This is a genomic window from Solibacillus sp. iso_87 (genome assembly GCF_056173085.1).
Genome location: NZ_CM149656.1, coordinates 1,787,077 through 1,806,209, shown reverse-complemented (window position 1 = coordinate 1,806,209; position 19,133 = coordinate 1,787,077). Strand labels below are relative to the sequence as shown.

Below are 19,133 nucleotides of genomic sequence, written 5' to 3'. Positions count from 1 at the left end.
CTGTAACGAACAGTTGAGGTGAATTTCAATGAAACTTAGTATATTAGATCAAGTACCTATTTCCAAAGGCATGACATCAACCGAAGCACTAGCTAATGCAGTGAAGCTTGCCCAACTTGGTGATGAGCACGGTTATGAACGAATCTGGTTTGCAGAGCACCATAATACAACTTCCCTTGCCAGCTCCGCTCCTGAAGTAACAGCTGCCTATGTTGCTGCGAAAACAGAGCGTATCCGTGTAGGAACGGGCGGCATTATGATGATGCATTATTCTCCATATAAAGTGGCTGAAGTGTTTAAAACATTGGCAGCATTGGCACCAGGTCGTATAGATTTCGGTGCAGGCCGCGCTCCAGGCGGGGATATGCCCGCAATGACCGCGCTTGCAAGTGGACGCAGACCTGACCTGACGGAACAATATGATAAACTCGAAGTCATTTTACGTTTAATGAATGAACAGCGTACAGGTGAAGCGGTTTATGATAATGTTGTAGCCGCTCCTTTCAAAATACAGCTTCCGCAAAGCTGGCTGCTTGGATCAAGCGGCCAAAGTGCGAAAAAAGCTGGGGAAGCGGGTGTCGGCTATTCCTTTGCCCAGTTCTTCAATGGACAAATGTCTAAAGGGATTTTCGATGCATACCGTAACAGTTTCCAGCCTTCATACTTTATGGAACAGCCGCAAATTATTACGACTTATGCAATCAGTGTAGCTGAAACGGCTGAAGAAGCGGAATACTTATCGATGCCGATGCAAATTACCCGCCTGAATTTAATGCGTGGTAAGCTCCTGACTGTACTTTCTCCTGAAGAAGCAAATGACTATCCGCTTACTGAGATGGATAAAATGATTTTGGAAGAAAACCGTTCGTTAATGCTGATCGGTTCTGCCGAAGATGTTGCGAATCAGATTAAAGAAGAACAGGCATATTACGGCTTTGATGAAGCGATGATCAACTGTAATTTATATACAATCGATCAGCGTTTGAACAGCTACCGACTATTAATAGAACAGTTCAATAAATAATATAGTTTTAATTAAGTAGTGCCAATTGATTCGTCAATGGCACTACTTTTTTTGGTGAGGTCGGATTCATTTCAGTGCAGCCGGTAAACAACAGTAGCATTACAAATAAAAAAGCAATCCAAACTTTACATTTCGTAAAATCTGGACTGCCTGTAATTTTCACTTCAACCTGTTTATACTGTAGCTGTCGTCGTTACTGGTTGCGGGGCAATTTTTGCGACGATGACACTGTTTACAGCATTAATATAGGCCATTGCAGAAGCTTTTAATATATCAGTATCTGCTGCTTTTGCGATATATTTCTCTCCGCCGTATTCAATAATTATTTTTACTTTCCCTAACGCTTCTTGGCCGCGTGATACGGAGCTGATGTTGTATTCAACAAGCTTCACCTTGATTCCTGTAACATCCGCAATGGCTGAGTAAAGAGCGTCAATCGGACCGGAACCGACCGCACTTGATTTGAAGACATCTTCTCCGCGGCGAATTTTTACGCTGGCAGACGGGAAGGCAGCGTTTGAAATAATCTGTAAGTCTTCAATATCATAAAACTGATCAGAGTACGATTCCTTATTTGGATTGTTCTTATCAGTTTTTTCGTAGTAGCTTTCAACAATGACATATAAATCATGGTTGTAAACTTCTTTTTTTGAATCAGCTAATTTCAGGAAGCTTTCAAAAATACCTTCAAACTCCTCGTCCGTGAAATCATCGAATCCAAGTTTAGACAGCGCATTTTTCACTGCATGACGACCAGAGCGCGCTGTTAATACTAGTTCCATATCATCTAGGCCTACATCTTCCGGATGAACAATTTCATATGCATCACGTGATTTTAGTAAGCCGTCCTGGTGAATACCTGATGAATGGGCAAAGGCATTGTCACCTGTAATCGCTTTGTTCACTTGCACATCAAGTCCCATAAAGCTTGAAACTAAGCGAGACGTATTCATAATTTCTTTCGTATTAATATCTGTAAACACATCATAAACGTCCCCGCGCGTTTTAATCGCCATAACAACTTCTTCTAATGCCGCGTTTCCGGCACGTTCGCCAATACCATTCATCGTCACTTCTATTTTATCGGCACCATTTTTTATTGCCGCTAATGTATTGGCAGTCGCCATACCTAAATCGTTGTGACAGTGCACTGAAAGCAGTACAGAATCGTCCAGGTTTTTCATTCGGTAGTTCAGCTTGGCAATCATCTCGCCCCACTGTTCCGGCTCGGCATACCCGACTGTATCCGGTACATTGATCATCGTAGCGCCGGCCTTCATGACTGCTTCAATCGTTTTCCAAAGGTATTCAAAATCAGAGCGGGATGCATCTTCCGTTGAATATTGTACTTGTGGCAGTAACGATTTCGCATATTTTACTGCATCTACCCCGATTTGCAGAATCTGGTCTTTCGACTTACTGAACTTCTTCTCCACATGAATATCGGATGTCCCTAAAACCATATGGATCATTGGATTATTGGCATATTTCACTGCATTATATACTGAATCAATATCATCTTTAACAGCACGGGCAAGTGCAGTGATCATCATATTCGAATTTTGGCCAACCTTCTGGGCCACAGCTTTTACCGCTTCAAAATCACCTTGTGAAGACGCTGGGAATCCGGCTTCAATAATATCAACACCGAGCTTTTTTAACTGCTGGGCAATTTCCACTTTTTCATATAAATTCAGTTTAGCCCCGGGCACTTGCTCACCATCACGTAATGTTGTATCAAAAACCCAAATTTTTCTACTCATTCTCATAACCCCTTTTCTTCTCAAATGATTTAAAAACAGTAAATAAAAATAAAAAAACTCGCCTCTATGAAGAATCCCATAGAGACGAGGTTAAACTCGCGGTACCACTCTAAATTGAATGTCCATTGCTGAAACATTCCACTTAACGACAAATAGTTTGCCTGTCTTTTAACGGAGACTTCCGACTTCCCTACTTAATTTCGGGTCGTAGCTCATGGACGAGTTCAACAGTTGTATCTGCCAGTTTGCACCACCCACTGGCTCTCTTAAAGTATACAAGCTATTTACTACTTCCAATCATTGCCTAGATATTACCTTGAAATGAAGTTTACCGGCAATGAAATAAAATGTCAACACTTATTATCAGAAAATTTAAATTTCACTTTAGCGTATTGATGTTGAAATCAGCCATAGCTATCTTTTTAAGCAGGCTATATAAAATTAAATTTTATCGCCATTGAAAATTGAATTTTTAACAATCGCATAATCAACGTTACGGATCGCAGATAATGTTTTACCACCTGCGTATGAAATTGATGACTGCAGATCTTGTTCCATTTCAGTTAGCGTATCAAAAATCGAACCTTTTGAGTCGACATACATTTTTTTGCCTTCAACGTTTTTACGCTCGCCTTTTTGGAATTCCGATGCAGAACCGAAGTATTCTTTCACTTGTTTGCCGTCGATTTCCACTGTTTGGCCAGGTGATTCTTCATGACCTGCAAATAGTGAACCGATCATTACCATAGATGCACCGAAACGCACTGATTTGGCAATGTCGCCATGTGTACGAATACCGCCGTCCGCGATAATCGGTTTTGAAGCAGCTTTTGCACACCAGCGAAGCGCTGCCAATTGCCAGCCGCCTGTACCAAAGCCAGTTTTAATTTTCGTAATACAAACTTTACCTGGACCAATCCCAACTTTTGTCGCATCCGCACCTGCATTTTCTAGGTCACGTACTGCTTCAGGAGTACCGACATTTCCTGCAATAACAAAGCTGTTCGGTAAATGCTTTTTAATATGACCGATCATTTCGATGACTTGGTTTGAATGACCGTGTGCAATATCAATTGTAATATAATCCGGTACAAGCTGAGCATCTTTCAGCTCTTCGATGAACGTATATTCTTCATCTTTTACACCAACAGAAATCGATGCAATGTAGCCTTTATTGTGCATATCACGGATAAACTGCGCTCTCTTTTCAGGTTGGAAACGGTGCATAATATAGAAATAGCCTTCTGCAGCTAATTTTTCAGCTAATTGCTCATCAATAATTGTTTGCATATTTGCCGGAACTACCGGAAGTTTAAATGTATGATTACCCAAAGTTACTGTTGCATCGCACTCTGTACGACTTTTCACTATGCACTTTGCAGGGATTAATTGAATATCTTCATAATCAAAAACTGTATCTATCATTTCACTACACTCCTAAATACGAACATTTTTCGTGTTTTTTATAATAATCATTCGACATCTGTTACTTTACAAAACAATGAAAACATTGTCAACCATAAAACGAATATTTTATTTAATTTCAATATAAATGTTCGGTTTTTAAGGAGTCTAAACAAATTTCTTCATTGTAAACGTAAAAAAATTTAAATTTCCCCTTGTTAATAAATAACTATTGTCCACTGACTCCATGCAATGTTTTAATAGAATTATTGAAAAGGAGTCGATGAATTGATGTTAGAGAAATGGTTGAACGTTCAGAATTAATATTGAGCTGAAAAATTGGCTCAATAATCAATCATTATTGGAGCTGAAAAACATTGGAACATTTATTAAACTGCATGAAAATTATCGGGGACGATACAATACAACGTACACAATTAACACATCGTATTGAGCTAGTAAAAACCTTTCAAATTAAGAAAGGCATGAAAGTACTTGAAATTGGATGCGGTCAAGGTGACACAACTATTGTATTAGCAGATGCCGTCGGAGAAACAGGACATATTGTTGCCATCGATATTGCATCAACTGATTATGGTGCACCAATCACATTAGGTGAAGCAGCAGAAACGATTTCACAATCCCCATTAGGACAGCGAATCGATTTCCACTACGAAACCGACTTTTTGCAAATGGAGTTCAACAAGAAATTTGATGTCGTCGTTCTATCCCATTGTTCATGGTATTTCGAAAGTATTGAGCTACTAAAGAATTATTTGCAAAAAATCAAACAAGTAGCAGATCGAATCTGTTTTGCTGAATGGGACATCGATTATACATCGGACGCTCAGCGTGCCCATTTTTGTGCAGCCAATATTGCGGCGCTCTATACAGCATTTACAGAAAATGAAGGGAATATCCAAAATCTCTTTCATAAAACGCAAATAAAGAAACTTATGCTTAGCGAAGCCTTTTCGATCAATGTTGAGAAAACAGTCGATGCCAGCTATTTGCAGGACGGATCATGGGAAGTCGATTACAGCAATTACTTGCTAAATGAATTTTCGGAAGTTCCGACTAAAATTCAGTCCTTAATCCAAAGTTATGCCTATTTAATGAAGGAGCAATCAAAGCCCCTTCTTTCGTTAAATAGTTTTGTACTGTGTGCTGATTTGTAAAATAACTTGAAGCCAGTTTGATTAATCAAACTGGCTTCTACTTTTACTCATAATTTATTTCTCTTTTTTAGAGAGCTCCAGTTCTTTGCGCTTTCAACCAATCCATTAACAAAATCCTGTTTATGATCCTGATATTGATGCGTATCATTCGGGAACTGTCTCGCTAATTTTAATTTTAATTCCCCATAACTTTTTGCGTCTTCTGGAAAATGGAGTAAGTATTCCTTGAAATCTAAGTGTATATCTATATTTTCATGTCCATCCTGATAAATATGAATATGATGTGTTCTATTATTCTTACCTTTTGGAAAATATCTTCTACCTGGTATTCCATTTTCACCTCTTGGTTCATATCCCTGTATTATCATTGCTTCATCATATAAATCAATTTTTTCAATATCTTTTACAACAATCAAAATATCTATAACAGGCTTTGCATACCCGATAGTTGGAATAGTAGTACTGCCAATATGGTAAATTTCAAGTAATTCATTTCCAAAAATAATTTTAAGAATTTTTTCTTCCTTTTCAAATTGTTTTACCCAATCTTCTGTCCAAGGCAGTATCGTCGTTTTTCTCATTCGTACCCCCTAATAAAGTCATGGTTCACTTATCCTCATAGCTAATATTAAAAGAAATGCAACAGCTAACACCGCAAGATTGGCGATAATTCCAATTAATCCGATTACTTATCTACTTAGGCGTCCCTTTAATATCCATGAAGATATTCCAGCAGTTATAATACCCATAAGATAAAATGGTTAACACTGTAATTGTCCTATAAATATCAGTGTTCGGCACTCGTACAGAATAAAAATAAAATACGCTTAGGATTACCGGTAACATCGAAAAAATCCCAAGAATCACCCCAAATTTTACTTTTTCCAAGTGTCATTCCCTCCTATAGCTAGCGCAGTAAATTAAAACAACTTCACAAAGACTATTTTAATGTTTTAAATATAAAATGCAGTGATATGATAGTTTTAACTAAAATGCATACTCATGACACCACGTGGCAAACTACCATCATGGAGGTGTATATAGTGAGTACTAACAATAAAAACAATCGCAGCACAAGTGATGAACAAGCAATTAGAAAGAATTTATCTAGGGAGCTTGATCACGAACTAGCAAATGAACCATTGACAGCTGCCGAGAGACTTAATAATAAGAAAACGAAAAAGCGGCAATAACATCATGCCCCCATCTAACGTTGGGGGCTATTTATGCTTACTATATTAAAAATTCGTACAAGCTTTTCCGATGATATCTGAAACAAATTACAAGTCGCTTCAACTTTCCATATCATTTCTCTTCTTTATATCTCCAAAGTATTTCCAAAGATGATATGTAGACCAAAATAATGTCGGAAAAATAAGAATCGAAAGTGATGAAATATACGGCTTTTCAAGCATATAACTTGGAGTAAAATAAATGTATAGGACTAATATGATTATGAAAGGAACTAAAAGAATCCAGTAACGTTTGTCTTTAAAAGTATTAAAACTCCCCATAGATCCTCCCTTCACTAACATGTGATATTTCTATTAATCCAACCGTTAAAATAAAAAATATAGTATTCTTTAAATTACCTTGCATTTAATATACCGAAACAAACTCAATTCTCCCACAAAATGTCTGTTTTAAACAATAGAAAGGTACGAATATTGTTGGATCAACATTCGTACCTTTTAACGTTTTACTACAGTTAGTTCATTTAACGCCACTTTCTAAAATTTTGAACTTCCCCTGTTCACAGTCAATTTCTGCTTTAGCGCCATAAGGTAAAATAAATTTTGGTTCTGTATGACCAAAACTCAAGTTGTATAGTACCGGCAGATTTTCTAAATTAAATTCTTTCATTACTTGAAGAATTACCACTTTATATTCCTCATAGTACTTCTCATCCTGCGGTTTACCAAAAATGATCCCATTTGTTTTTTGCAAGATGCCTTGTGCTGCGTAATTTCGTAACCAATATTTAATAAGATTGGGTTCAGGATATTCTTCAGATGTTTCAAAGAAAAGGATACTATTTTCCCAATATTCTTTTTCTGGCCAAATTTCAGTTCCCTTAGCAAACTCTAAAACTTCAGTACAACCGCCTATTAAATATCCCTGCGCTACACCCATTCCCTGAAGTACTTCATAACCTGAATTTTTCCGCATACTTCGGCGACAGTTTTTATTTTCTTCTAACCATTCCAAACGCTCACTCGTCCATTCGTTTGCAGGTTGAATCTCACCAATTATCTCATTTGAGAATAGTGTCCGTTTTACCATCTCAATTGTATAAGGATCCATCTTCACATTTTCAGCAAAATCGGTTAAGACTGCAGGACCATAAAATGAAGAGATTCCCGCTTTATGACAAAATAAATGAGAAATGGTTACATCAGAGTAACCCATAAATATTTTCGGGTTTTTGCGTATGACATCAAAATCAATATAAGGGAGTAGGCGGATACTATCTTCTCCCCCAATATTTGCAATAATTCCTTTAATCTGTTCATCCTTAAATGCCGTCATTAAATCCTCTGCTCGAGCCTGTGGGTTTTGATAAAGATATTCCTCACCTTTCAAACTGTTCGGCATTGGTATTACCTCGAGTCCAAACACTTCCTCCAATCTCTTTACCCCTTGTTCATATCGCCATTTAAGTGCTGGATCACCTGCACCACCCCATGAGGGACTTACTGTAGCAATCTGGTCCCCCGGCTGTAATTTTTCAGGCTTAATTAACATCCCCACTCACCTCTACAAATTCGATTTTTATGTATAGAAATATACTTCTATAGAAAAAGTTTAATACCTGCTGTTAATTTAAAAGAAACTACCCCTACAATAAATCTCGGTACATCATGCACTTTCACGCACTTTACTTATTAGTTTATTTATACAGTTGAAATGTATAGTTGGACTGTATATAATAAAATAAAGTTCAACTGTAAATTGTTGGCAAGGAGCGTTGTAATGAAAAGACATAAGTTATTACCCTTAACAGAAACGATGCACTATATATTACTCGCTTTGAGAACGCATTTGCATGGATACGCAATTATGCAAGAGGTTGAAACGATGAGTAAAGGTGAGGTACGGATAGCTGCAGGTACTTTGTACGGTGCTATTGAAAATTTATTGAAGTACAACTGGATTGTGCTCGTTCCTTCAAACGACCCTCGAAGAAAAGTTTATCGGATTACGGATGAGGGCTTAGAGATATTAGAAATTGAAAAAAGACGATTCATGCATATTCTTTCACTTTATGAAGGAGGTTTTAATAATGAAAATGCTTAAATTATTTTCGAACGCTCAAAGAGAAGAACAATGGTTAAATAACATGCTTCAAAAAGGCTGGCAATTAAAACGTGTAAATGCCCTTTATGTCTATACATTTGAAAAAACTTCAAATAAAGAACAAATTTTACGATTAGATTGCCAATCATTCACATCTGAACAAAAATTTCAGGAATACAAAGCATTTTTTGAGGATTTTGGTTGGATACATGTGGGAGGGACACGGTTCTCGACGTTACAGTATTGGTTAAATCCAACTAATAAAGACGATTCCCTGTTTTCCGATCATTCCTCTATAAAACACTACTTTCAACGGCTCAGCAAAATATATGGAGCATACGCATGCTTTGCCCTTTTTATTACATTTTGTGTATTCCAAAATTCAACCCAGTTTATCACTCTTAAAGAGGCTTATTATACACCAGGGTTATGGAACAAAAATGGCTTTGATTTTTGGAGTGCACTCTTATTCGAAACACCTTTTGCCATTACAAGATTCGGATCTCCATGGCTAATGCTTATTTTCGGTTTAATCTCCTTAAATATGTATATTAAATACAAAAGAGAAATAACTAAGTCGTTTTGATAGGCATTAGGAAAGCTATTTTATAGTCCCTAACCGCAATACGTCGTAAGAGGAAATCCATACACGGGTTTCCTCAAACTTTTTATTATCCTAAGAAAGCGTTGTATGGTAACAATAATTGCTGCCAATGTTCAACCATTTCATCGTAATATGTATCTGTCCAATGGTAAGGTTGCAGTTCCTTTAATGTTTTAAAAATAATTGCTTCTGTATCACTTGAAATCGCACACTGAACTTGAGATCCCCAGTAAAATAAGCGTTCTTGGCAGATACCACAAGGTGAATGTAGTTTTAATGGTGAATGTTCATCTTCCCGAGCTAAGCAAAGACTATGTGTAAATTTTCTATTAAATTTGTGCGCTTCTAAAATAGCACCCGTTTCCATACAAAGAGCTGTTGAATCATTGATCACTTCTGGTGACACACTTATATAAATCTATCCATCTCCAACACGAACCGCTGCTGCACCTCCCCAACCACTTGGATATCTCACATCCACTAATTCTTTTACAGCATTATAAAGTTCTTTATCTAGCATTAATTTCTAGCTCCTTATATTTTTTTATCATTCCATTAATTTATTTATAGGCTCTCCAATCCTTTTTTGATATTTACTATGTCCATCAGTTTCACCAATAAATTTAAATCCTTTACTTTTATAAAAATTATTTAGTTTGACATTATTCGCAACGCAATCTAACTTAAGTAATTCTTTGTCACTCACATTTTCTTGTATCCACATCAAAATACTTTTACCAATACCTTTTTTCATATAAGCAGGAATTATTGCAAGTCTATGCAAATAAAGGGATGATAACTTAGTTTCACTCCCCCATAATTGTCTATCCCATTCACTTTGTTTCGATGATAGTGAAAAAGTTGCTATTATGTCCTTTTCTTTCAATACGATGTAAGTTTCATTATTTATAATAGCTTGCTTGATTTCTTCATCATCACCATCTAATAAATACCGCCATTGGTTTATATCATTCTCCTTCATCCATTGAGCTAACTGCTTTAATAATTTTATTATTGCGCTACTATCTTCAATTGCTGCAATTTTAATTTCTAAACCGTCTCCATTACCCATGCTCTTCTAACTCCTCTTATAAAAATTTTCGACAGTATTAAATTCTATAAAACACTACAATAAACCCCTTGCTAGTCTTTTCAATACAATACTAAACACCGCTTCAAATTTTCCCTCTAAATAAATTACTTGATAATGTTAAAATTGAATTATAAGAAAGGAGAGGTAGTCTTTGAATAAAAATAAACTTAATATGGCCATTGCATTAGTTGGAAGTATCCTTATTCTAACTATTGGCGGTATAACAATTAACCAAATTTATAAGAATCATCAGGCAAATGAACTTATTATTGAGAAATGCTTTGAAAACTTTGATCAAGTGGAAGAAGTGGCGATAAAGAAAGATGGGTTTTGGTCTCCGGTGATTTGTGAAAAAAAATAGCATAAAAGATTTTTAAAATCTTTTTATGCTATCCAATACATTGTGTAGAGGAGCGCCGATTGTAGAACTAGGCTATTTGTTTTTGTTTCTTTTTCGCTCTAGAAATATCGGTGCTATATTCAACAAGATAGAAACACTTGTTAAAAACCATAATGCCCTTTCCATACCTGGTACTACATCTTCTATAGCCGCCCAATCTTTTACCTCTACCCAATCCGAAATCAGCGTGTATTCGGCACAGAGGGTAAGTGCTGTAAATGATAATCCCATTGCCATCGCTAGTTTGTAATCTTTACCTGTCATGTACATATACAGGTTTATAAAAGTTGCTACTATTGCAATAAGACCAATTAATATCCACATAATATTGCCTCCAAACCATTTTACTTCCATTTCTAATATAGACATGAATTGTAATAATATAGTTCCATTTCCCTTAAAAGAATGTTCTGTTTGGATTGTTGTCAAATAACCCTATAATGAAACCGAGCGCTGAATCTTAATACAGATTCGCGTATTTTGTTGGATAGTATATAAATTGGTTAATATGTCGGTGAATAAATCCTCCCTGTATCCGTATCAATCACAAACGCAACCTGAATCGTTGCATCATACGGAATTCGGCTAAATTGATAATATGAACACATAAACTTCGCAATTTCTGGGCTTGAGGATGCCTGCTTTTTTGCTTGTTTATAAAATTTGTTTAACTGCCCTAATGTATAGCTTGGTCCAGATAACAGCACTTGCTGATCATACCCATCCATTTCAACTAACATATTAAATCACTACTGGTTGCTAGCCAGTTTTATAGCTTAAATTTTATGCACCCCGGACTCTATTGCCTAAAGATTTCTCCTTGTAAGTACCAATGTAATTCGTAAAAATAGTGCTTAATTAATTTGTCACCTCTTCGTATTCAGGATTGCCATGCTGCATGCAACCAAATAGCTGACAGCCGCCAATAGGATATATATCATATTCAAAAGGAGGCACATCTTCGTTTTCTAAAAACTGCCATAGCTTTTCGAGGGTTTGTTGCTGTTCGGTTAATTCAATTATGTACTCGTCACGATCCTGCGCTGTCCAATGCTCATCTAGCTCACTTTGCTGTTCATCAATTTGTTCTTCTTTATTCTGTTGGATTGCTTGTTGGATGATTGCTCTGCAAGCGTCGTAGTCCTCTAATTTATACAACGTATACGTATAGCGACTGACGCTATAAGGTGAAATATAATAATTGTTCCATTCTTTTTCAAACTGTGCTCGTGCTTCATTGTAACAACCAAGTTCTATGTAAACATCTGCAATTTCTATGGCACCCGTGTAATCATCCGCTTCATCATTCCAATTGGCTAAAAGCGCCTTTGCCTTATCAATATGACCTGCATACAGCCAAGATACGACCTCGTGTAATTGCGTCATACCTGAATCACCCATACAGCGAGAAAAGGCTTTCGCTGCTTGCTCAAACTCACCAAGCTGAAAATGCGCCATTGCTAAATTATAGGTCGCTTCCTCCGTCTCGTTAAACATGAGTGCTTTCTGTAAATAGTTTTTAGCTTCCATGTCTTGCTTGTTATGTAAGGCGATTTCACCGAGCATCATATATGGAAATGAGGACTGTGGGTTAAGGACAAGTGCTTGCTCTAATAATGTCTTTGCCTCATCTCGGTTCTCTTCTTCACGCAGCATAAACCATGCCAAATTATTAAGGCTTTGAACAGAAGGTGTTTCTCTTACCAGCTTTTTAAATAGTAAAAAGGCTTCATCATAATTATTTTGCTCCAACAGCATAATCGCTCTCTTATTTTCCGAAATGACGTTCTCCCGCCTTTCTCTGTAAAATTATTTTCCATTGGTCAAATAGCAGCGTTAACTGTTTGACCTGACCTGCGAATCAGTATCGTTACCTTTGTTTAGCTATTCCGGCAGCCACCTCTACGATACTAATAAATTCATATTCTATCAGTTTAAAGTGCTATAAAACTATAGATGTTGTAATGATTATAAACAAAATTAAACAAGCACTCCAAACACAGCCTAATATCTTTTGATTATGTATATTTTTCCCTTGATGTAACTTTTCTAAGAGCTGAACCAAATTTAGAAACCATAAGATCGAGAACAATAAAGCACCTACCAGATATAACATTTCCATAATAACATCATCCTTTACGTAGAATAAGTTAGCGCTTATCCTGAAAGTAATCTCCAATTTGAATCATCTTTTCGATAATTTCTCCATCATCTTTCTGTTGCCACGGATTTGCTACACTATTTAATTTACCAATATATCCCTTTATATTAGAAAGTAATTTTACCTATAATGGTTTCCAATTAAATTCTTTTACATCTTTATCATTTGGTTCTCGAACAAACTCCTTACACCCTTCTTCACAAGCTCCAAATAACAGGTAATTTTTCTGTGCTTTTCGTAAAGATGGCGTGTTTGCGCCGCCCTCATAATCTGGGTCATCATATTGAACTCCGTCATCTTCCCAAAAACAGATACTGCATATATTATATGTTCCCGGAGGTTCTTCATCTAACGTTTTATAGCCACAACAAGGACAAGTATATTTCATATTATCACCTCACATTTATTTAACCTTCAGTTTCCTGTTAAGTTTCAGTTTATTCTTAAAATCATATCATTGTTATTCTAACATATATATCCAATTCTCCGACAAATTTCTCAACAATCCTCCCAAATAGAACCGTGCCTATTTATTAAGCACAGCATAATTAAAAAAACTCATATAACCCATTTACAAAATAATCGTACTCATTATCATCAATGATTTTGTCCCCATACCCTTCAAAGAAAATTTGTATATCTATTTCATCCTCAAAGGCATTGGGTTTAGGGCGTATAGCTAATGATACGTCATATCTTGGATCCCCGAATGCACCACCACCCCAGTCTATTACGCCTGTAATTTTGCCGTTGTTGACTAAAACATTATCAATTGTAAAATCCCCGTGTATGAGTGTTTGATTATATTCTTTCGGTTTAATAGATTTGATTTTTTCTAATAATTCCCCAGTTCCGTCCACATGATATTTTCTGAAATTAAATTCTGCCTGACATAACCTCTCATCGATCCAAGGAAGTTTACCTATTAGTTCAGCAGGACAAGGTGTTGAATGAATTTGCCACAAGAGTTTACCAAAGTTATATATTATTTCCTGCCGTTTCTCCTTACTTTTTTCGTTATATAAAGCGGATCGTACAGTTTCCCCTTCTAAAAACTCAATAAGAGCCCAAGATTCCTTTACGGATACTTGTTCAACGAAATTTTTCACCTTTGGAATAGGTAATTTTGTTTTTTGAGTCAAACAGTTAATTACCGATACTTCTCGTTTTAGCAAAGCACAGTTTAACTCTCCCTTAGTTCTCTTGAGTGCATAAATCCCTTGATCATTTTCAATTAATCCAACATTGGAAGTATAACCTTGTCGTGGAAAGCTCATTGAATTAACCTTTTTAAGAAACATGTATATTTCACTTGGAATCTCTTCAACACTAAATGGCAGCAATTGAGTACACCTCCTCCAGTAGTTGTTAATCGATATACTTTAATTTAAAGAAGACTTAAATTTCCTTTTATATCTTTTATTATTTCATCGATACTATTTCTTTCAGTATCTATGTACTCTCCAAAATCATATTGATTGAATGCTTCTAAGCATTTATCGGTTTGTTGAAAACACCAGTTATCTTCTTCCTCACCACGTAGTCTTAACCTTTCGTAAATTGTCTCTTTACTTGCATTCAAACAAAAATGATAGGTTTGTTCATCAATACTTTTAAATCCGTTGTAAATGTAATCAAAGTATTCTATTTTTCTGATTGTCATTGGTACGATTAGATTGATATTATATTTAGTACTTAACTTCTTCCCCATATCAACTGTTAACTCTTTCCATAAATCCAGATCTTGAAAGTCTCCTTTAACAGATTCAGTTCTTTTGATATCAATGGGAATAACATTTCTTAACATGTAACCAATTTCTTCCGGGTCAAAAATCATACTATTTTCAATTTCGTTTAGTAGCCTATTTGCAATTGTAGTTTTGCCTACGCCAAATGCTCCATTTATCATTATAATCAACAGATCAGCTCCCTAATTATTCTTCCACTAGACTATCCAATGCTTCTTGTATTTCGGTTTCAAATGGTATCTTACCTGAATTCGAATTTTCACCATATTACGGAAAAACACAATTCCTATAAAAGAATTGCGCTCGAAATTATAAATTCACCGTCCATATTTATAAATGATTTGACCATTTATTTCTGTTTTCCCCGTACAGATTCCTACTTGCAAATTGATATAATCAATCCATGTAGGAAAAAGAAATGCTAAGTAGTTAATTACTTTCTTATCAGGTGTTGCATAACCTACATTCGTTTGGTCACTTAAGTACGCAGCAAAATCTGGATATAACGCTCGCGCCCATTCTTCCACTTCAAACTCTGAATCAAAAATACGGTTATCCTCTTTATGGCTGCCATTTATCCATATAACATTCTCTATCGAAACCGCCTCATTTCCATGTTTCTTCACAATTATGGCTATTATTTATCGGTGTCCATCTTTCCTTGCTTGGATATAACCATAATAGACACAAGTCCCATGGGTTGATAAATCTTTCACTTCCATTCCGCATCCCTCATAAAATTTGAAGTTATTTGCTGAAGTGTGGGCAAACCAATCTCCATGCGGAAGTTTTTGAATACATAACTCAACAAGTTTTTTACCTATCCCTTTGCCCCTATATTCTGATAAAACGACTAAATCCATAATATTCGCTGCCATGATTTGATCGGATATCACTCTAACCATCGCAATCATTCTCTCATTATCCCAAACAGTAAATGCCCAAGTTGAATTTTTAAAGATTAGTGAGTACTTTTCTTTTTGCCACGATGGAATATTTTTTGCCCATCCTGCGTCTTTAAACAAGGACTCAACAAAATCAGCTGGAATCCCTTCAGTACCTTCTCGAATGACGAAACTATTAAAATATTGATACAATTGCGCTGCTCCTTTCAGTGTAGATATTACATAATGATTAGATAAGAAGGGGCTATATCCCTCTAATTGTTTGTAATTTTTTTCAAATAGCTTCACCAAGCATGTTTAACTACAGCCTAAATAAAAAAACAGACGGTTAAGAATTGCAATATAATCAATTCTAAACGTCTGCTTTATCGTATTAAGGAGCTAATAATTCTTGAATCTCTTCGAGCATTTTTTGAGCAGCTAAAATGCCGCCTGCTGTATTCCACACAGCATCACTCACGCTAATCGCTTTTCCATTTTTTACTGCGTTAAGATTTTTCCATAATGGATCAGCTGTCCATTCAGCTTCTGTTGCAGATGCGGAATCGTCGCCTGTTGGCAGATAAGTAAAGTAGAATAGCAAATCTCCATCCATTTGAGGTATTAATTCTTTACCAACTTCTACTGCCATTTGATTGTCATTAGTAAATAAATCCGCTTGCTCTTCTACGCGATTAAAGCCTAATTCTTCTAAAATAACTCCTGAAAACGAGTCTGTGAAATAAATTCTAGAAGTGCCTGATAAGAAACGAACAACAGAAACAGATTGATTTGTTGCATCTCCTAAAGCTTCTTTTGTTTCTTGAATCTTAGCATCATAATTCGTCAATACTTCTTTGCCTTTATCTACAGCATTAACGGCTTCTGCATATAATGAGAAATTATCTTTCCATTGACCTGTTAATGTTTCAGCAAAAACAGTCGGCGCAATTTTACTTAAGTTTTCATAATCAGCTTCTTGACGAATTTTATTACCAATAATTAAATCTGGCTTTAACTTAGCAATCGCTTCTAAATCGATTGCTGTTTCTTGCCCCACAACTTCTACTCCATCCATTTGATCTGTAATATGTTCATACCAAGGTTCACCTGACCATGAAGATACCGCGCCAACCGGTTTAATTCCCAAAGCAAGTAATGCTTCTGTACCTTCATTTGTTAGTACGACGATTTTTTCAGGTGTTGATGTAATAGATGTAGAACCCATCGCATGCTGTACTGTATATGAAGTAGATTTCCCCTCTGCTGGCTCCGCACCGCTTACCTCCTGCGTTTTTTCTGAATCGCTACATGCAGCTAGAACACAAACTGTTAACAGTAATAAAATTCCTAAGACTTTACTAAATGATATTTTCATACTTTTTTTCCTCCGATATGTATGTTAGTATTATTGTGCCAACATATAATTGATAATGATTATCATTTTCTAACAATTTAAATCATATTTGACTAGGAATCTTCTGTCAACAATATTTTTTAAATATTCATTCTACTCAAAGGAATTCATATGATGAAAAGTAACTTATCGAAAGTAATTCTATTATTATTTGGTTTTATTGTGATGATAATAGGAATCGTGCTAAGTATTACATACGGCTATGCTAATACTAATCTGCATACAACTTGGGAAGCATTTTTCCATTTCAACAAAAGTAATGAACATATCATTATCATTAATCATCGGTTACCTAGGGCGCTTATTGCCACTTTTGTTGGGGCTTCCCTTGCAATTGCAGGTGCTTTGCTTCAAACAATGACAAGAAATCCTTTAGCCTCTCCCGGTATTTTAGGAATCAATGCTGGCGCTGGCTTATTTGTAGTACTTGCTATAAGTATTTTACAAATGACAAGTCTCTTTAGTTTTACATTAATAGCATTTTTAGGTGCGGCTGTATCTGCCCTTAGTATTTTAGCGATTAGTTCTATTGGTCATGGAGAGATGATGCCTATGAACTTGACTTTAGCTGGGACTGCCCTGGGTGCATTGTTTTATTCCATCACTCAAGGGTTGTTAGCGATCAATGAAGCACAGCTCGATCAGGTATTATTTTGGCTTGCGGGATCTGTACAAGGAAGGGATCTCCAAATGCTATGGGTAGTACTGCCTTTTTTTGCTATAGGCTGGATTATTACTGCAATTATGGCGAAGCAATTGAATTTGCTGTCTTTAGGTGAGGATGTCGCAACAGGGCTAGGATTGAATGTTTTAAGAACCAAGTTATTAATTGTACTAATCGTTGTGCTACTAGCTGGAGGTTCAGTTGCAATAGCTGGACCAATAAGCTTTATCGGTTTGATCATACCGCATATTGCACGCAAAATAATTGGAACGGAACATCAATGGTATATACCGTTAGCTGCACTTCTTGGAGCAATATTATTACTGTTTGCAGATTTAGGTGCACGTTATATCATCATGCCACAAGAAGTACCCGTAGGTGTCATGACTGCCATAATTGGTACGCCAATCTTTGTATATATAGCGAGAAAGGGATTTAATAAAGGATGAAAAAGTTAATGAACTTACAATCAAATTATTTTTCACAACTAGTAGATTTAAGCACTGTAAAAAAGCTTTTAATACTAATGCTTTTAGTTGCTTTAACGTTTATTTTGAGTTTATCGATTGGTGATTCCTTTATCTCTCCGCTTAAAGTTGTTGCAATACTCTTTGGCAATGGATTTGCATTTGACACATTAATCGTTCAGGAATTTCGAATGCCACGAATTTTTATATCATTATTTGCCGGGATGGCGTTAGCAATTTCAGGTGCAATTTTACAAGGAATTATTCGTAACCCTTTAGCTTCACCAGATGTAATCGGTATTTCAACTGGTGCAGGCACAGCAGTTGTTGCATTTTTGGCACTATTTAGCGATGCTAACAATTCACTAACTGTAAGTATAGAATGGATGCCGTTTGCCGCGTTTATTGGTGCTTTAGCTACGGCACTACTCGTCTACAGTTTAGCTTGGAAAAATGGTGTTTCAGCGACTCGGCTCGTCATGATCGGGGTTGGTATTGCTTCATTGATGCAGGCATTAACAACCGTATTAATGCTAATCGGCCCGATTTATCAGGCAAGCAAAGCAAATGTATGGATTACCGGAAGTGTGAATAGTGCAACATGGCAACAGGTGAAAATAATTATTCCCGTAGTCACTTGCCTGTTCATTATTACCCTGCTCGTTACTCGCCATTTAAATTTACAGCAATTTGGTGATGACGTGGCAACTAGCCTAGGACAGCATGTGCAAAAAACTAGACTGGCATTGTTACTTTTATGTACAGCTCTTGTAGGGAGTGCAGTCTCATTTGCCGGTACAATTGGGTTTGTAGGATTAATGGCTCCACATATTGCTCGTAAATTAGTAGGATCATCCTTTGGCTCGCTAGTTCCTGCATCAGCTTGTATCGGTGGGATACTAGTTGTCCTTGCTGATACAATCGGACGGAGCTTATTTGGTTCTATTGTTGTTCCTGCTGGAGTTTTTACTGCAGCAATAGGAGCTCCTTACTTTATTTATTTGTTAATTAAAATGCAAAAAAGGTAGG

22 protein-coding genes, 1 pseudogene and 1 other annotated feature are annotated in these 19,133 nt (G+C 36.3%); of the genes and pseudogenes, 8 read left to right on the top strand and 15 right to left on the bottom strand.

The window, feature by feature from the left end:
- The first annotated feature begins 28 nt into the window (after positions 1-28).
- Positions 29-1,024 carry an LLM class flavin-dependent oxidoreductase gene (locus AC0VXV_RS08995; protein ID WP_475531239.1) on the top strand — a complete coding sequence of 332 codons (996 nt, stop codon included), beginning with the start codon at positions 29-31 and terminating at the stop codon, positions 1,022-1,024.
- Positions 1,025-1,197: 173 nt separating this feature from the next.
- Here AC0VXV_RS08995 and AC0VXV_RS08990 read toward each other — a convergent pair whose 3' ends face one another.
- Both AC0VXV_RS08990 and guaC read right to left on the bottom strand, forming a co-directional pair.
- On the bottom strand, positions 1,198-2,787 hold the full coding sequence (locus AC0VXV_RS08990; protein ID WP_350479929.1) for a 2-isopropylmalate synthase: 1,590 nt from the start codon (positions 2,785-2,787) through the stop codon (positions 1,198-1,200).
- A 77-nt stretch (positions 2,788-2,864) separates the two neighbouring features.
- Positions 2,865-3,097 (bottom strand) — a binding site (T-box leader).
- Between the two features lie 131 nt (positions 3,098-3,228).
- Complete coding sequence (gene guaC / locus AC0VXV_RS08985; RefSeq protein ID WP_475531429.1) at positions 3,229-4,209, bottom strand: GMP reductase; 981 nt, start codon at positions 4,207-4,209, stop codon at positions 3,229-3,231.
- A 359-nt stretch (positions 4,210-4,568) separates the two neighbouring features.
- Here guaC and AC0VXV_RS08980 point away from each other — a divergent pair, with 359 nt between their 5' ends.
- On the top strand, positions 4,569-5,369 hold the full coding sequence (locus tag AC0VXV_RS08980; RefSeq protein WP_475531238.1) for a class I SAM-dependent methyltransferase: 801 nt from the start codon (positions 4,569-4,571) through the stop codon (positions 5,367-5,369).
- 47 nt (positions 5,370-5,416) lie between these two features.
- On the opposite strand, the gene AC0VXV_RS08975 is transcribed toward AC0VXV_RS08980, so the two are convergent.
- A complete protein-coding gene (locus AC0VXV_RS08975) occupies positions 5,417-5,950 on the bottom strand; it encodes a GrpB family protein (protein ID WP_475531237.1) in 534 nt (177 codons plus the stop codon).
- Between the two features lie 462 nt (positions 5,951-6,412).
- Between AC0VXV_RS08975 and sspO the strand changes: the two genes are divergently transcribed.
- Entirely contained in the window at positions 6,413-6,562 is a 150-nt protein-coding gene (gene sspO, locus AC0VXV_RS08970) for a small acid-soluble spore protein O (protein WP_340718189.1), read from the top strand.
- A gap of 520 nt (positions 6,563-7,082) precedes the next feature.
- Here the strand turns inward: sspO and AC0VXV_RS08965 are convergent.
- On the bottom strand, positions 7,083-8,114 hold the full coding sequence (locus tag AC0VXV_RS08965) for a S66 family peptidase (protein WP_475531236.1): 1,032 nt from the start codon (positions 8,112-8,114) through the stop codon (positions 7,083-7,085).
- Between the two features lie 228 nt (positions 8,115-8,342).
- On the opposite strand from AC0VXV_RS08965, the gene AC0VXV_RS08960 reads away from it, so the two are divergent.
- Entirely contained in the window at positions 8,343-8,666 is a 324-nt protein-coding gene (locus tag AC0VXV_RS08960; RefSeq protein ID WP_475531235.1) for a PadR family transcriptional regulator, read from the top strand.
- Positions 8,653-9,252 carry a DUF2812 domain-containing protein gene (locus tag AC0VXV_RS08955; RefSeq protein WP_475531234.1) on the top strand — a complete coding sequence of 200 codons (600 nt, stop codon included), beginning with the start codon at positions 8,653-8,655 and terminating at the stop codon, positions 9,250-9,252. The genes AC0VXV_RS08960 and AC0VXV_RS08955 overlap by 14 nt, the downstream gene beginning before the upstream one ends.
- Positions 9,253-9,337: 85 nt before the next feature.
- Here AC0VXV_RS08955 and AC0VXV_RS08950 read toward each other — a convergent pair.
- Both AC0VXV_RS08950 and AC0VXV_RS08945 read right to left on the bottom strand, forming a co-directional pair.
- Positions 9,338-9,790 (bottom strand): annotated as a pseudogene (locus tag AC0VXV_RS08950) (cytidine deaminase).
- A gap of 27 nt (positions 9,791-9,817) precedes the next feature.
- On the bottom strand, positions 9,818-10,342 hold the full coding sequence (locus AC0VXV_RS08945; RefSeq protein ID WP_475531233.1) for a GNAT family N-acetyltransferase: 525 nt from the start codon (positions 10,340-10,342) through the stop codon (positions 9,818-9,820).
- 172 nt (positions 10,343-10,514) lie between these two features.
- Between AC0VXV_RS08945 and AC0VXV_RS08940 the strand changes: the two genes are divergently transcribed.
- On the top strand, positions 10,515-10,724 hold the full coding sequence (locus AC0VXV_RS08940; RefSeq protein WP_475531232.1) for a hypothetical protein: 210 nt from the start codon (positions 10,515-10,517) through the stop codon (positions 10,722-10,724).
- 72 nt (positions 10,725-10,796) lie between these two features.
- Here AC0VXV_RS08940 and AC0VXV_RS08935 read toward each other — a convergent pair whose 3' ends face one another.
- The 9 genes from AC0VXV_RS08935 to AC0VXV_RS08895 form a co-directional block, all read right to left on the bottom strand.
- The gene (locus AC0VXV_RS08935) at positions 10,797-11,087 is read right to left on the bottom strand and encodes a hypothetical protein (RefSeq protein ID WP_475531231.1); all 291 of its coding nucleotides are present in this window, start codon (positions 11,085-11,087) and stop codon (positions 10,797-10,799) included.
- 179 nt (positions 11,088-11,266) lie between these two features.
- On the bottom strand, positions 11,267-11,503 hold the full coding sequence (locus AC0VXV_RS08930; RefSeq protein ID WP_475531230.1) for a hypothetical protein: 237 nt from the start codon (positions 11,501-11,503) through the stop codon (positions 11,267-11,269).
- A gap of 118 nt (positions 11,504-11,621) precedes the next feature.
- Positions 11,622-12,521 (bottom strand): tetratricopeptide repeat protein, encoded by a 900-nt coding sequence (locus tag AC0VXV_RS08925; RefSeq protein WP_475531229.1) that lies wholly within the window; start codon positions 12,519-12,521, stop codon positions 11,622-11,624.
- Between the two features lie 527 nt (positions 12,522-13,048).
- Positions 13,049-13,312: a CPCC family cysteine-rich protein gene (locus tag AC0VXV_RS08920; protein WP_475531228.1), complete on the bottom strand. Its 264-nt coding sequence runs from the start codon at positions 13,310-13,312 to the stop codon at positions 13,049-13,051.
- Between the two features lie 160 nt (positions 13,313-13,472).
- Entirely contained in the window at positions 13,473-14,267 is a 795-nt protein-coding gene (locus AC0VXV_RS08915; protein ID WP_475531227.1) for a phosphotransferase family protein, read from the bottom strand.
- 44 nt (positions 14,268-14,311) lie between these two features.
- Entirely contained in the window at positions 14,312-14,833 is a 522-nt protein-coding gene (locus AC0VXV_RS08910) for an AAA family ATPase (RefSeq protein ID WP_475531428.1), read from the bottom strand.
- A 156-nt stretch (positions 14,834-14,989) separates the two neighbouring features.
- Positions 14,990-15,298: a hypothetical protein gene (locus tag AC0VXV_RS08905; protein ID WP_475531226.1), complete on the bottom strand. Its 309-nt coding sequence runs from the start codon at positions 15,296-15,298 to the stop codon at positions 14,990-14,992.
- A gap of 15 nt (positions 15,299-15,313) precedes the next feature.
- A complete protein-coding gene (locus AC0VXV_RS08900; RefSeq protein ID WP_475531427.1) occupies positions 15,314-15,769 on the bottom strand; it encodes a GNAT family N-acetyltransferase in 456 nt (151 codons plus the stop codon).
- 181 nt (positions 15,770-15,950) lie between these two features.
- Positions 15,951-16,934 (bottom strand): ABC transporter substrate-binding protein, encoded by a 984-nt coding sequence (locus tag AC0VXV_RS08895; protein ID WP_475531225.1) that lies wholly within the window; start codon positions 16,932-16,934, stop codon positions 15,951-15,953.
- Between the two features lie 150 nt (positions 16,935-17,084).
- Here AC0VXV_RS08895 and AC0VXV_RS08890 point away from each other — a divergent pair, with 150 nt between their 5' ends.
- Together AC0VXV_RS08890 and AC0VXV_RS08885 are read left to right on the top strand one after the other, a co-directional pair.
- Entirely contained in the window at positions 17,085-18,086 is a 1,002-nt protein-coding gene (locus AC0VXV_RS08890) for a FecCD family ABC transporter permease (RefSeq protein WP_475531224.1), read from the top strand.
- A gap of 8 nt (positions 18,087-18,094) precedes the next feature.
- Positions 18,095-19,132, top strand: a complete 1,038-nt coding sequence (locus AC0VXV_RS08885) for a FecCD family ABC transporter permease (protein ID WP_475531223.1) — start codon at positions 18,095-18,097, stop codon at positions 19,130-19,132.
- Position 19,133: the final 1 nt, after the last annotated feature.